Here is a 14,166-nt window from a genome sequence, read left to right as displayed (position 1 = left end):
AGTGAAGAGAAGCAATATTTGAAAAAATTTAGATTTCATCCCCTGGAATATTATTTTTACACCATTCTAAAGCTGAATCTTTAGAAAAATCTTTAATAAATCCCTGAGCAGATCCAACATAATCGAATATGATTATTTCTTCCTCCAGTCTTGGATCTCCATCTTTATCTATCCAATAGGCATAAACTTTAACTATAGGACAGCTGGAGTCATTAACATCTCTAAATATTAGAACTTCTATGTTATTGCTTATTGGGAATGATTTGTGGTTCATAATTTAAATTTTTAGGTTTGCAAAAAGTTGAAAGAAAAACACTTGTTGTTTTATTGCCATTTTCATCGACAATAATTGAAAGGCCGCTGCAGCATGGTGTAAGATATCGCCAGTTGTTGTATCTCACGCCGCATTTACTGCATTCCGTAATTACTTGTTTACTCATAATTTATAGTATATGTTTGACATTTTTAGAAGGTTCAAATAAGACAGCTCCACATTCAGAACATATCCAGGTCTTCCGGAGATCTTCTTCATTTCCGCAATCGCATTTCCTCCAAATCTCATGATTTGGATCTACAGAAGAATAAATATTCAGTTCCTGAATAATTTTTATAGTGTAAGTATGTTGAAGCTGTGGCATTTCTAATTTTTAAAATAAAACCCGACCGGAATATTCCAGCCGGGCTAAAAACTAATAATCCATTAAAAACTCAATTATGTTGAGAATTGAGGCAAATAGAAGATTCGAACTCCTGTCATCCGGGTTACAACCGGCTCCCTTAACCACTCGGGCAATTTGCCAAAAAAACCCGGCCGAAACCGGGCTAAAAACTAATAACCATGAAAACTCAAATTAAACATGAGAATCATTAACCCGCCCACAATTTCCAGTAGTTTAACGGCAGATTGTGGAAAGGGGCGGAATCGAACCGCCGACGGCATGGATTTTCAGTCCATCGCTCTACCAACTGAGCTACCTTTCCGGAAAGCACTTTAAAAGAACGCTGCTCTGATTGGGATAATAATGCTTTAAAAAAAATTTAATCTAACTGAGTGATAATCAAATTTTACTGTCCCTTTCTGAAAGTGCTTTATTATTCATTTTCGTAGTAAATCTGCTAATCCAGATAATCCACCAAGTCCAGAAAGTAAATCAAAAGGATCTTTATTTGACATTGAATCCATCATTTTGTGAACACTAACGGATCTATATCCTATTTCTTTAATCCTGGGATCATGCCTAAATGCACTCGTTAATCCGTAAACTATATGCTTAGTCTTTCCCTGAATAGAAAAAATTGCAGTTCCTGTCTCTTTTCCGTCTTCCGGGTCTTCTGTAGCAGAAACAAAAAGAACAACATTGTCAGGAGCTTTTTTTAATAAATCATTTAATTCTTTGAAAAAATCTTCAGAAGATATTTTTTCTGATTGCTTTTTTTCATTTACATTCTCGTGAGTTTGATTTTCCATTTTAAAAAATTTTTAATTAGTATGTTTTACGACGTTGTATCTTATGATTTCCCCGGCTTTATTTTTTACCGGAATTTTTTGAATAAAATGCCTCCACTTTATTTTATCAATAATTAAGAGCATTTTTTGGCCTTCTTTGGGTTTATGAAGAGTTCGTTTATTCACACCGGAATCGATTCTTCTTTGACGTCTATTTGGAGAATTCCCGGCCTTAAATATTGGGTATTTTATTCTAGTTGGTTCTAATACCTCTGAGGTCTGATTTTCGTTATTCATAACTTGATTAAATTTAAAAAAAGGCATTGCACTCCTGGAGCTGGCTTTCACCCTTCATGCCTTTTTGGAATAATAAAATTTAGCGGTTAAAACACCGGTATTTCTTGAGTTAAAACTTGATCTTCTTCATAACCTTCAGTTCTAAAATATTCAAGAGCTGCTTTCTTCGTTAGATTTGAATTCGCAAAAGGCTTTTCTTTATATTTTAAAATGAAATTATATATTGCTCTATCTACGACACCTAGTGAAAAAGCGAGTCCTCCTCTGAATCTCACATCAGTTTCCAAATGTTCAATTATTTCTTTTTGTATATAAAATGTCATAAGTTATTTTTTATTCGATTTGAACAAATATTCGTACATTTGTTTGAACCTTTATACAAAAGTAACAAAAGTTTATGAACTTTTTGTAACTATTTAAACTTTTTTTGTAAAATTTTTAGGATGAATATTAAAGAAACTGATAATCAAGACATTAGAAACAACTTATTAACTTTCATTTTAGAGAAAGTTAAAGAACATAAACTATCTAGTTATCAATTATCTAAATTTTCAGGCCTATCTCATGTCGGTATTGACAAGATTTTAGACGGTAGAAGCAAAAAACCGAGTATCAATAATCTCGAAAAACTAAAGGAAGCTATTCTCAGTCTCGAAAGCCAACAGAATACTCCTATTACATTAATTACATTAAATGATAAGCTTGATAAACTTACTGATATGGTTGAAGGCTTAAATAATATAATTGGAGTTATGGAACTTGATAAGGAAATTATGATGGAGATAATAAAAAACTCTTCCAGTCCGGAAGAGTTAAAATCTATTGAAAGTAAGTTAAGTAAGAAGTCTTAATTCATCGATAAAACAAAATTTACTGTTTCTTTTACATTTATTTCTAAAATTGGCTTATTAAAGGTTTTACAAGGAAATTCGATTTTGTCAAACCCTTTTTTCAGATCATCTAATTTACTTCTTATTAAGACTAAAGTTTCAAGATATTCTTGTCTTGTTATAACACCTGTCTCAAACTGTTTTTTCGCTATTGCATACAACTCATTACAAATTTTAAGCTTTTCCTTGGTCATCATTTAATTCTGTTAGTTTTTTAATTTCATAGTCAACTCTGTCCTCTGCAATATGTGTTTTAAAATATCCGTCTAAATAAAGCTTCCATGTAGCAAAAAGTAGAAGACTAATACTTAATGTAACACCTCTGAAAAGCCAAACAGAATCAATATTTATATTTAAATCTAAAAATAAAAATCCACATAACATCGTAATGTTAACGTAAATTGGGAAAATATATGCGGGCCACCAAGGATTAAATTTTTTAGCAATATATAAGACAAGTAAATTACTGATAGGCATCGAGTAACTCCATATAGCAGCAGCTAAGTTAGGAAAACGATTCATTTTAATTTTCTGAGTATCTATAAAAAAATCTAGAAAAACATCCGTATAAGGAAGTAATGAAGCAATTATAAAAAAAGTAGTAGAAGCAATAATTTTAATGCTCCTACTATACTTTGAAAGAAAGATCTTCATCCTTTTATATAAATCTGATAACCTTTGTTTGAAATTATTACCTTCTTGGAGGAGTGATGTCTTTAGGGTCGACATCATCAATTGGGTCTGTGATTTCAAATCCAGCATCTGGTGAGATATTCTTGACAAATATGGTGTCAGAAGCAGTTTTGCTAGAAGTTTTTTCATTTTCTATGGTCTTGTTAATTATTTTTGATGTTTTTTCAGGAATATTTTCCCCTACTTTCTCATCATCCCTTTCACAAGATACAGCAGTTAATACAACCGCTAATAAAATTAATTTTTTCATTGTTTATAATTAAAATTTAAAAGTGGTTCCAAATATATAAACCTTAAAAAAAAAGTAAAAGGACATGAAAAGTTGTTGAACAAATATAGAACTTATTGAACTTTTGTACAAATATTTGTTCAAATAGATGTGAAATATTAACTTTGAGACTGTAGGTTAAAATTCAGTGCTAAAATGACTGTCCTAATTTTGTCACTACACGAATTCCGCTAAATTGAAACATCCGATGAATAAAGCGTTTAGACATTGTTTTTCAAAAACGTTCAAATCCTGTCGAGGTCACTACACCGACATTAGAAGTTTTAACTCTCTTATGTCGGTTTTTTTATTTCCTAATCCTTTGTTATATTGATAGATACACTGAGCGACAATGTTCATTCTAGGTGTTTGAAAACTTTTTCCGTCAAATTCGACTTTTTGGGGAAATATCAAACATCCAATCGTTCTCTTTGTTTGTAAATCGCCCTGCTGATAAAGGTTTTCCAGGTTTTCCATTGAATCAAGCGCATTTTCTATTTTGGTCTTTATATCTAATTCTTTACTTTCTGAATCTATCAGCTATAGCTCCTGCTCAAGTTGTTCTATTTACAATTTTGTTACTTTTTTGATTTCTTTATATAGTCTTCCTCATCTAATTTATCTGCAACATACTTATCACGTGCACTTGATACCTTTTCGTTAAGCAAATTAATTTCTTTTGAAACTGATTTTCTTTTGTCTTCAATATCGCTAGTAAATTGTTTGTAGTTATCTAAAAGCACTTCCTTTATTAATTCTTTATAACCGGATTATATTCCAGCTTAAACATTTTAAAGCTTAAAGAGTTCATTAAATTTATCCAAGTCAAATCTGAGAAATTTGTATTAATTAATTGATTGTTTAAATTAATCTTTCAGAAAAGTACTCGATTTAGTTCCTTAACAGAAATTTTGTATACAATAATTTTCCGCAACTTAGTTGAAGTTCATGAAATTACAAGATAAGAGATTCAATTAAATACCACACGAAAATTTACTAACCATTCCATAATAAATTAATTCAAAATTCAGTAATAATACTGAATTATTTTTACAGAAATTATATTAATATTGTTTTATTAATAAAGTATCAACTAAACCTATTAGCACAGGTTGGGGATTTATGTTTTTCCCTATGCTTTCATCTGTTGGTCATAATTTAGTCATGATGTTAGTAACTATTATTATGCTAACTGAGCATATGGGAACATCCTTGAGTTCCTAAGTGGGAAATTAATTTCAGACTAAAATTTTACAATTTATATTGTATAAAATGGGATTTGTAAAACAGTGTAATAATTTTTTAATAATCACCCTGGTTATAACTAAAGAATGTTATTGCAATTTTAAAAATATAATCAACTAAAACTAATAATTTAAATAACCATGAAATTAAAATTTAAAAAACTGATGCTTTTGAGCATTACAGCGGCAATTTTACAGGGGCTTACATCTTGTAAAAAAGAAACTTACTCTAATACTAAAACAAGTTTAGCAAGTATTTTTGAAGATTACAATAAGAATAACGAAATTAAAAATACAGTCGATACCATAGTTCTTAACAATGATCAAATGTTTGTTGACTGGTCTTGGCAAAAATTTTTATGGTTAACGTCAAATACCAAAGATAATGTTCCTGTATTTATGAAAGAATTAAAACAGGTTAATGATTTTGGTGAAGAAATAAAAATAGATTCTTTAAAAAAGAAAGGATTACCATCTTCATACATAAAAGATGGTAAATTACCATTAATTTTAGATTTGTATCAACAAGCAGACGGAACAAAATTGAGCAGCAAGAGCAATTCTCTCGTAAGATATTCGATACATGCTAATGACGGAATATTAGAGATGTTTCATTCAGCCGATGCATCATTAATTATTAGCCAAGCAGCTGAAATACTAAAAAATGACAGCTTAAAGCGTTCTATTCGTGAGAGTAAAAATCAATATCCAGTTGGTGCTACCGAAATTAAAATAGCTTGGATAGAAACATCTCAAGTAGTAGATTCTACTAAAACGTTTAATATAACTGCAATTGTTAATAAACCTGATAAAAATTTGCACGAAAATTATAATAACGCTGAGCTAAAAAGAATGTCTATGATTGGCTTTCATATATTTACAGTTACAGCAGAGCACCCTGAAGGCGTGTGGTCAACTTTTGATCAACGAGATTTAGCCCCAGATAGAACAAGTTTTCATGGAGACCCTGTAAATTCTAAATCAGATAAATACACATTATTCGATGGAAACGCTGTTGGAAATACAGAAGATGGAATTATTCAAGATAAAACCACCCTTACTCCAAAAGTTAAAAATAAAGTATTTCAATCCTACCCTGAAGGAGTTAGATACAATCAGGCATCTCAAGGAATGGAGGTTATTAAAGAAGATAAAGAGTTTGCTACAATGATTAAATCTAGTAACGAATTAGCTAAAAAAGCCCTTACGAATGATAAAGTTAAAATATGGGCGAACTATAAATTTGTAGGCTCTATATGGTCAAAAACGAATGCTCCAATTAATGAGTTGCTAGATGGAGATTTATCAAAACCATATGGTACCGGTAATGGGCAAAGTTTTGGTAGTTTAGATTTAGCAAATGTCACTATGGAAACCACATTCCAAGCAGAAGGAATGAATTGTTTTACTTGTCACTCTATGAATAATAATTTATATAGGACAAATACATCAAAAAAAATAAATGTTAAGTCTCCTTTGATTAACTCGCACTTATTTGAAAAATATGCAGAATTAAAAGCAGCATTATTAGCAAGTCAAGGAGCAGCCAAAACTGAAATGAATAAAGGATTGAATACTAATACAATGAAATCTTCTAATAATATAGATGTAATTAATAAGTTAAAAAATAACATAAGGGAATCATCTCGTGAAGAAGCTAGAGAATTACTTAAAAAGTAGTTATAATATCCTTAAAATACTGGATCGATATTTAATTTTAGGTAATTGTATAATTAAATGTACCACGTTTCATCTTTACTTATATCCTATTAACAACGTACAATTAAAATATTCTTCGTAAAATTTCCATGAAAAGGAGGAAGCCAATCTAAGTAAAATAAAGTAAAACTATTTCAATTTAGATTGTTTCAACTATTTAAAATTATATTGCAAAAAATCTTCTTAATTACGAGAAATTTAATGCTAGATTTGGAATAGCCAATTCCTGTTTAATTTAGCTCAAACGAACCAGATCATCGACAAAAGTGTTTGAAGATACGCTCGTTAAGGTCACAAAAACCCAAAAGCGCCAACTAAAAACAGTTGGCGCTTTTTTATTTAACATTCCTCGTAATTAGTTCTTCCTCAGGAAACCTATATCACATACCCGCCTAAACAGTAAAATTTCAGTATGAAGCATTTGATTGAACGGGTAAAATAAGCAGGAACACTAAAATATAAATGTAATTTTGGTTTTTATTATTTCATTAATGTTTTTATTATATGCAATCCGGCTGATATTTCCTGAATTATTTCGTCGTGTAATATTGAAAAATCTACATTTTGGTCAGTCTTATTTTCCCAGTATATTACCTTTTCCGAAAGTTTTATCAATCCGGCTGTTCCGGCTGTTCCCTTCAGTTTATGAAGACTTTTTTTCAGATCATCCATATTTCTTTCTGCAACAGACCGCTTTATATTATTTTCTGCCTGAGTAAGCTCGGTAACCACCAGATTTAAAAATATCCCTTTGAAATCTTCATCATCACCTGTTTGCTGCTGTAAAAAGTCCATATCTAGGTTGCTTTCAGCAGTTACATCATGCTCCACATCCGTTTCTTTTTCCGAAATATATTTGCTCAACATTTCCAAAAGTTCAGCTTGACGTAAAGGCTTCGGAAGGAAATCATTCATCCCGGATTGCAGGCATTTTTCTTTTTCTCCAAATGTTGTTCCGGCTGTTACTCCGAGGATAGGAATTGTTTGATATTCCGGAAGTTTTCTAATTTCCCTTGTTGCTTCAATACCGTCCATTACCGGCATCTGGACATCCATCAGGATAAGAGAAAAGTTCTGTTTTCTGCATTCTTCAAGTGCTTCCAGTCCATTTACAGCTTCCGTAAGCTCTACATCAGGAATAAGGGATTGCATTATTCTGCTGTTAAGCAGCATATTCACAGGATTGTCGTCCACTAATAAAACATGAAGACCAGGCGCATATAAAGAAGGTTCTGTTTTTGTTTCCGTAGCTGTCGGCAATTGTTTTTCATTATTTTCTGTTGCCCTCCTTAAAGTTTTATATAGATCTTCGGATTTAATCGGCTTTAATAAAAAATACGAGTTTTCTTCCTGTCGGAAGGAGTTGATAACATCATGTTCTTCTGAAGATGTATGAAGGATCACCAACGGAGAAGTTTCTTTCTGTTTACTAAATAACCCCTTAATTTTTTCAATCGTTTCCAGCCCGGAAATAACAGGCATATGATAATCCATGAGAATAATATCAAAACGTTCTCCCGCTAACAAAATCTGTAAAGCTTCCATCCCATTCGCAGCCAGCCTGGATTCTATATTTTTATAAGCCAGCATATGCTGCAGAATGATTCTGTTTGCTTCGTTATCGTCAACAACAAGTACTTTGCTGATCTTCAGTTCTTCATCTTTATTTGCCGCAGACATTTCATACGGCACTTCGATATCGAAGAAAAATACAGATCCTTTGTGAAGTGTACTGTTTAACCTGAGTTCACTTCCCATATAGCCCAGAATATTATTTGAAATGGTAAGCCCGAGTCCGGTTCCTCCGTAACGTTTGCTGATGGAGCTGTTTTCCTGTGTGAAAGCATTAAAAATAGACTGCTGTTTTTCAACGGGTATTCCAATTCCGGTATCCCGCACTGCGAAACGGAGCCGTATTTTCTCATGATCCATCCATTGTTTTTCTACTTTCAGCTCTATTTCTCCCTGTTCTGTAAATTTTACAGCATTTCCTAAGAGGTTGATAAGGATCTGCTTCATTCGGGATTCATCAATCAGGATCGTTTCCGGTAAACCGGGTTCAATATTCAGCAATAATTCTATATCTTTTTTTTGGGACTGATATAGAATCACGTTGATGACCTGGCTTACCATATCATAAACATTACTTTTATCAATCAAAAGATCCATTTTTCCGGATTCAATTTTAGAGAAATCTAAAATGTCATTAATGATCGTAAGTAAGTTTTCCCCCGATTCGTTAATATAGTTGAGATACTGCATTTGTATCTCGTTAAGCGGAGTTTTTAATAAAAGATCTGAAAAGCCGATCACGCCATTTAACGGCGTACGGATCTCATGGCTCATGTTGGCAAGAAATTCTGATTTTGCTTTGCTTGCAATGTCGGCCATTTTTTTGGCATCCTTCAGTTCATTGTTTGTTTTTACCGTATCGCTTATATTCTGTACAGAAATAATGATCCCACCAGTAACTCCGTCTGAAAGATACCATGGTCTTACTTCTAGGTTATAATACTGAAGACCGTCTTCCTGCTCCAGCACAAAGTTTTCGTTTTTATAGGTCTTTCCTCTTAATGCATTAAGATAAATCTCTTTCCTTTCTTTCGGGACATTGGGTGAAACTGTAAAAATATTCTGATCGATGAGATCAAGATGATTCATATGAAATTCATCCTTCCAGCTGCTGCTTACGGATATATAATTAAGGTCTTTATCAAACATGGCAACCGCAGTGGGTACGTAAGTTATAAAAGACTGCAGCATTGCTTCTTTTCTTGCCAGTTCCAGATATATATTTTTAAAAGCATTGATATCCTGAATAATTCCGAAAATCTTTGTACATACACCATCTTCGAATTCCGGAATTCCTTTTACCCTAACCCAAATCATAACGCCATCATTACGTATAAGCTGAAACTCTTCATCATAGGCTATTCCTTCTGATACAGCTCTTTCGAATAAAAATCTCATTCTGGACCGGTCTTCTTCTTTATAAAACTGCAAGGCACTTTCAAAATCAGGCTGCAGCCCCGGATCTATTCTATGAATTTCTTTTGTCGTCTGCGACCAGAATACAGAATTATTTTTCAGATTCACTTCCCATCCTCCTACCTGAGCAACAGCACTTGTTTGCTCAAGTATTTTTTTCGTGTACAAAAGGTCACTTTCCAACATCATCCTTTCCGTTATATTAAGTGCCGTACTTAATACATAAGGCTGTCCTTCCCTATTGATCTCCACTCTATTATGATACATCCAGACAAGCTCCTTTCCCTCCTTTGTTTTCAGGATCATTGTTCCAATGTCTTCCTTATTCTGATTAATCTTCTGTAAATAATCTTCCAGCAGCTTCCAGTTTTTTTCGGGGACAAGATCTTTTAAATTCAATCCGGCAACTTCATTTTCAGAATAATGCAAAATTTCTCTGCCCTTTCTGTTGACCTCAAGAATATTACCTTCCATATCATGCATACTCATCAGTCCGATAGCATTTTCAAAAAAGCTTCTGAAACGGCGTTCCGATCTTTCCAGCTGCAGTTTCTCCTCAATATGCTGAGTAATATTGGTTCCGAAGCAAAAAATCTCAGAATGACTATGATTCCGTTTCATATACCATTCGATGATTACCTGTTGGCTTTCATTCATCTTTGTAGAAGTGGTTATCATCAATTCTTCACCATTCTGAAGAAAATTTCTGACTTTCAGCTTAATATCTTCACTCTGATCTCCCAGAAGTTTTAAAAAATCAAGATGATATGGCTTGCTGTTGTTTTCAAGATGGAATGCCTTTTCAAAAGCCGGATTTATATCTTTGATAATCAGATTATCATCCAGTACACAAATAGGATTATTCGAAATAGTAAAGATCTGCTGAAAATATTCTGCGTGAACATTTTTTCTTTTAGCCATTAAAAGTCTGGTAACTGCTTCTCCTAATTTCTTAAGAGTAGAAATCTGCTCTTTAGATAATGATTTCGGCTCGTAATCGAAAACGCAGAGTGTCCCTAAAGCAAAACCTTCGTCATCCAAAAGCGGAACTCCCGCGTAAAAACGAATACCCGCTTCAATAATCAGCGGATTGCCAGATGATCTTTCGTCTGATAAAGTGTCGTTAATAACGATCGTTTGTCCTGTAGCAACAGAATATTGACAGACTGTATTTTTACGGTCTACTTTATCCAGAGATATCCCGATACAGCTTTGTATCATTTGGGTTTCGCTTTCCATAATGGCAATGAGCGCATTTTGGCAGCCGGAAATAAGACATGCTGTTTCTGTAAAAACGTCCAGCTGAGAATCTTTAGATAAGTTCAACAAATCAAAAAGTTCCAGCTTTTTCATCCTTTCTTTTTCGTTATCAGGAACCATATAATCACTCATATTATTAACCATAAATCATTATAAATCTAAATATAATAAGAAAATTTATATAAAAAGTTTTTTTTGGCAAATATGAGCATTATATCTCACAACAACGAGACAAGCAATTACTTTTTAAAAGGCTTCTGGCATTTTATTCGTAAATGTTATTTTTATATGCAAATCTCAGATGCAGAACAAAGTTTCAATCCTGTTTCGCTGTTTTTTTAATGAGCTTAATTAACGAACAGATCATCGAAGATGTTTTTATATTAAGTATTCGTAATTTTCTGAAGCAGGTTATCTTATTATCTCTACAAAAATCATCTAAAAAGACAGAAGCATCTTAAGATTTTAAAGCTTAAATTTTATAAAGAGCTTAAAGCCAGTGGAGAAAGTTTTATTACGCAAGATGGCAAATTACAAGATTAATCAAAAGAGTAATTATGCGAATCTGATGACATTTATATTTAACATAAAAATCTTGGTTATCTCATATAATGTTCTTAAATTTAATGTAGATTAAGTTTGTTAGTATAGTTCATTTTAAATGAATATTATTTAATACACCTTCAAATTCACCCAATCATGAAAAAACAAATCTTTATCTCCGCTCTGGTTCTGGGAGCAGTTGCTTTAGGAACCAATCTTGTTTTGGCGCAAAATTCTGATCACGCCAGTTCAACAGTAAATATTATTTTAGCAGATGTTATTTCAATGGATATGGGAACTGCTGCTTCAGGCAACGCTGTAGATTTTAACTATGCGAATACAGCAGATTATAATTCTTCAAAAAATGTGACGGTTCCCAATAGCTTAGTCATCATTTCCTCTAAAAATTTTGATATAAAAGTAAAATCTGAGGGCGCAAACTTTGTAAGCGGCACCAACGTAATTCCAGTAGATGTATTACAGGTAAAAGCAATACCCGGCGGAAGTTTATCCGGAACTCTCAATGAGGTCACCTTATCTACAGCCGATCAGGTGCTGGTAAGTAACGCCGCTTCAGGCGCAAAACAATCTCTAAATATTACTTATTCTATTTCAGCACAAAAAGCATCGAATGTCCTTCTGGGAAAACCTAAAGGTACCTATACACAAACGGTAACTTATACAGCCACTGCACTGTAAGTAAACGTCAGTTTTTCTTAAATAAGCCCTCAACACTTTTTGTATTGAGGGCTTTTCTATTTGACACAAATAATTGATCGTGTAGTTATTTTACTACATGAACTTCCGTTTTCCACTACAAAGAAAATTTTTTCGCCGACATAAATTTGCAGTGTTCAAAGGGAACAAATAAACAAGAATAAAAATTAAAAATAAATATCATGACAAAACAAATTGCAATCGCAGCATTAACTATCGGAGCATTCATCTTAGGAACTAACAAAGCTCAGGCGCAGAACACCACTGCAACAACAACGGTAAACATTACCCTAAATGATGTAATCTCTATTGATGCAGGAAGTACTGCAATTGGAAACACTGTAGATTTCAACTATGTTACTGCAGCGGATTATAATTCAGATCAAACAGTAACAAAAGCCAACTCATTAAAAGTGACTTCAACAAAGAATTTTAATGTAAAAGTAAAAGCAGGAGGTGCTAATTTTATGAATGGAACCAACCTAATCCCTGTTAGCGTATTAACAATTAAAGCAGCTACCGCTTCAGGAACTATGGGAGGAACAAAAAGTGCTGTTGTTTTATCTTCAACAGATCAGACATTAGTATCAAACGCTCCGCTTGGAAGTGCCTTAACACTGAATTTGGACTATACAATTCCTGCAGCGAAGTCTTCGTCTTCTGACATCTTAGGTAAACCGGCGGGAACGTACACTCAGACCGTAACTTATACTGCAACGGCTTTATAATAAAAACACAGAAATTCATACGCGCCCTAAACACCTAGAAAAGTATTAAGGGCGCATATCATTAAATACTAAAATATCATGATAAAACAAATTGCAATCGGAGCCTTAACAATCGGAGCAAGTATATTAGGAACCAACAATGTTCAGGCTCAGAATACAACTGCAACAACAACCGTAAACATTACTCTGAACGATGTAATCTCTATTGATGCAGGAAGTACTGCAATCGGCAATACCGTTAACTTCAACTACGCTACTTCAACAGACTACAATTCTGACCAAACCGTTACCAAAGCCAACTCTTTGAAGGTTACTTCAACAAAGAATTTTAATGTGAAAGTAAAAGCAGGAGGTACGAATTTCGTGAATGGAACCAACCTAATCCCTGTTAGCGTATTGACAATTAAAGCAGCTACCGCTCCCGGAACTATGGGAGGAACAAAAAATGCTGTTGTTTTATCTTCAACAGATCAGACATTAGTATCAAATGCTCCGCTTGGAAGCGCATTAACGCTGAATTTGGACTACACCATTCCGGCAGCAAAGTCGTCGTCTTCTGACATCTTAGGTAAGCCGGCAGGAACGTACACGCAGACCGTAACCTATACTGCAACAGCTTTATAATAAAAACACAAATTTATATACGCCCTCAACACTTTTAGTATTGAGGGCTTTTCTATTTGACACAAATAATTGATCCTGTAGTTATTTTACTACATCAACTTCCAGCTTCCATTACAGAGAAAATTTTTTCGCCGACATACATTTGTAGTGTTCAAAAGGGAACAAATTAACAAGAATAAAAATTAAATATTACATTATCATGACAAAACAAATTGCAATCGCAGCATTAACTATCGGAGCATTTATTTTAGGAACTAACAATGCTCAGGCGCAGAACACCACCGCAACAACAACGGTAAACATTACCCTAAGCGATGTAATCTCTATCGATGCGGGAAGTACTGCAATCGGGAACACTGTAGATTTCAACTACGTTACCGCAGCAGACTATAATTCAGATCAAACAGTAACAAAAGCCAACTCATTAAAAGTTACTTCAACAAAGAATTTTAATGTGAAAGTAAAAGCAGGAGGTGCGAATTTCATGAATGGAACCAACCTAATCCCTGTCAGCGTATTAACAATTAAAGCAGCTACCGCTTCCGGAACTATGGGAGGAACAAAAAGTGCTGTTGTTCTATCTGCAACGGATCAGACATTAGTATCAAACGCTCCGCTTGGAAGCGCATTAACACTGAACTTGGACTACACCATTCCGGCAGCGAAGTCTTCTTCTTCTGACATCTTAGGTAAACCGGCAGGAACGTACACACAGACTGTAACTTATACTGCAACGGCTTTATAATAA

The 14,166-nt window shown here is 33.5% G+C and carries 16 protein-coding genes and 2 tRNA genes; 6 read left to right on the top strand and 12 right to left on the bottom strand.

What is annotated here, in order from left to right; translation table 11 throughout:
• Positions 1–28: 28 nt before the first annotated feature.
• From KKI44_RS01145 to KKI44_RS01120, 6 genes are all read right to left on the bottom strand, one after another.
• A complete protein-coding gene (locus tag KKI44_RS01145; RefSeq protein ID WP_214589465.1) occupies positions 29–274 on the bottom strand; it encodes a hypothetical protein in 246 nt (81 codons plus the stop codon).
• A gap of 453 nt (positions 275–727) precedes the next feature.
• A tRNA-Tyr gene (locus KKI44_RS01140) sits at positions 728–799 on the bottom strand.
• Between the two features lie 108 nt (positions 800–907).
• Positions 908–981, bottom strand: a tRNA-Phe gene (locus tag KKI44_RS01135).
• A 115-nt stretch (positions 982–1,096) separates the two neighbouring features.
• Positions 1,097–1,468: a hypothetical protein gene (locus tag KKI44_RS01130; protein WP_214589464.1), complete on the bottom strand. Its 372-nt coding sequence runs from the start codon at positions 1,466–1,468 to the stop codon at positions 1,097–1,099.
• A gap of 12 nt (positions 1,469–1,480) precedes the next feature.
• Positions 1,481–1,744 carry a hypothetical protein gene (locus KKI44_RS01125; protein ID WP_214589463.1) on the bottom strand — a complete coding sequence of 88 codons (264 nt, stop codon included), beginning with the start codon at positions 1,742–1,744 and terminating at the stop codon, positions 1,481–1,483.
• 86 nt (positions 1,745–1,830) lie between these two features.
• Positions 1,831–2,067, bottom strand: a complete 237-nt coding sequence (locus KKI44_RS01120; RefSeq protein WP_214589462.1) for a hypothetical protein — start codon at positions 2,065–2,067, stop codon at positions 1,831–1,833.
• A 120-nt stretch (positions 2,068–2,187) separates the two neighbouring features.
• On the opposite strand from KKI44_RS01120, the gene KKI44_RS01115 reads away from it, so the two are divergent.
• Positions 2,188–2,595 carry a hypothetical protein gene (locus tag KKI44_RS01115; protein ID WP_214589461.1) on the top strand — a complete coding sequence of 136 codons (408 nt, stop codon included), beginning with the start codon at positions 2,188–2,190 and terminating at the stop codon, positions 2,593–2,595.
• On the opposite strand, the gene KKI44_RS01110 is transcribed toward KKI44_RS01115, so the two are convergent.
• From KKI44_RS01110 to KKI44_RS01090, 5 genes are all read right to left on the bottom strand, one after another.
• Positions 2,592–2,831, bottom strand: a complete 240-nt coding sequence (locus KKI44_RS01110; protein ID WP_214589460.1) for a hypothetical protein — start codon at positions 2,829–2,831, stop codon at positions 2,592–2,594. The two genes, KKI44_RS01115 and KKI44_RS01110, sit on opposite strands and share 4 nt — an antisense overlap.
• Positions 2,809–3,288, bottom strand: a complete 480-nt coding sequence (locus tag KKI44_RS01105) for a hypothetical protein (RefSeq protein ID WP_214589459.1) — start codon at positions 3,286–3,288, stop codon at positions 2,809–2,811. The genes KKI44_RS01110 and KKI44_RS01105 overlap by 23 nt, the downstream gene beginning before the upstream one ends.
• A 37-nt stretch (positions 3,289–3,325) precedes the next feature.
• Positions 3,326–3,577, bottom strand: a complete 252-nt coding sequence (locus KKI44_RS01100) for a hypothetical protein (RefSeq protein ID WP_214589458.1) — start codon at positions 3,575–3,577, stop codon at positions 3,326–3,328.
• 282 nt (positions 3,578–3,859) lie between these two features.
• Positions 3,860–4,072 (bottom strand): hypothetical protein, encoded by a 213-nt coding sequence (locus KKI44_RS01095; RefSeq protein ID WP_214589457.1) that lies wholly within the window; start codon positions 4,070–4,072, stop codon positions 3,860–3,862.
• A 101-nt stretch (positions 4,073–4,173) separates the two neighbouring features.
• On the bottom strand, positions 4,174–4,338 hold the full coding sequence (locus KKI44_RS01090) for a hypothetical protein (protein WP_214589456.1): 165 nt from the start codon (positions 4,336–4,338) through the stop codon (positions 4,174–4,176).
• A 642-nt stretch (positions 4,339–4,980) separates the two neighbouring features.
• Here KKI44_RS01090 and KKI44_RS01085 point away from each other — a divergent pair.
• Entirely contained in the window at positions 4,981–6,519 is a 1,539-nt protein-coding gene (locus tag KKI44_RS01085) for a hypothetical protein (protein WP_214589455.1), read from the top strand.
• Positions 6,520–7,038: 519 nt separating this feature from the next.
• Here the strand turns inward: KKI44_RS01085 and KKI44_RS01080 are convergent.
• Positions 7,039–10,938, bottom strand: coding sequence for a response regulator (locus tag KKI44_RS01080; protein WP_214589454.1), 3,900 nt, complete (start codon positions 10,936–10,938; stop codon positions 7,039–7,041).
• Between the two features lie 567 nt (positions 10,939–11,505).
• Between KKI44_RS01080 and KKI44_RS01075 the strand changes: the two genes are divergently transcribed.
• The 4 genes from KKI44_RS01075 to KKI44_RS01060 all read left to right on the top strand — a co-directional run bounded on the left by KKI44_RS01075 (position 11,506) and on the right by KKI44_RS01060 (position 14,163).
• Positions 11,506–12,048, top strand: a complete 543-nt coding sequence (locus KKI44_RS01075; RefSeq protein ID WP_214589453.1) for a peptidoglycan-binding protein LysM — start codon at positions 11,506–11,508, stop codon at positions 12,046–12,048.
• Positions 12,049–12,248: 200 nt separating this feature from the next.
• Complete coding sequence (locus tag KKI44_RS01070; RefSeq protein ID WP_214589452.1) at positions 12,249–12,794, top strand: peptidoglycan-binding protein LysM; 546 nt, start codon at positions 12,249–12,251, stop codon at positions 12,792–12,794.
• A 78-nt stretch (positions 12,795–12,872) separates the two neighbouring features.
• On the top strand, positions 12,873–13,418 hold the full coding sequence (locus KKI44_RS01065) for a peptidoglycan-binding protein LysM (RefSeq protein WP_214589451.1): 546 nt from the start codon (positions 12,873–12,875) through the stop codon (positions 13,416–13,418).
• Between the two features lie 199 nt (positions 13,419–13,617).
• Entirely contained in the window at positions 13,618–14,163 is a 546-nt protein-coding gene (locus KKI44_RS01060; RefSeq protein ID WP_214589450.1) for a peptidoglycan-binding protein LysM, read from the top strand.
• Positions 14,164–14,166 lie beyond the last annotated feature (3 nt).

Source organism: Chryseobacterium sp. ZHDP1 (assembly GCF_018603435.1).
GTDB classification, from domain to species: Bacteria; Bacteroidota; Bacteroidia; order Flavobacteriales; family Weeksellaceae; genus Chryseobacterium; species Chryseobacterium indicum.
Note: the sequence above shows the minus strand (reverse complement) of the source record. Positions and strands in the feature narration are given on the sequence as shown.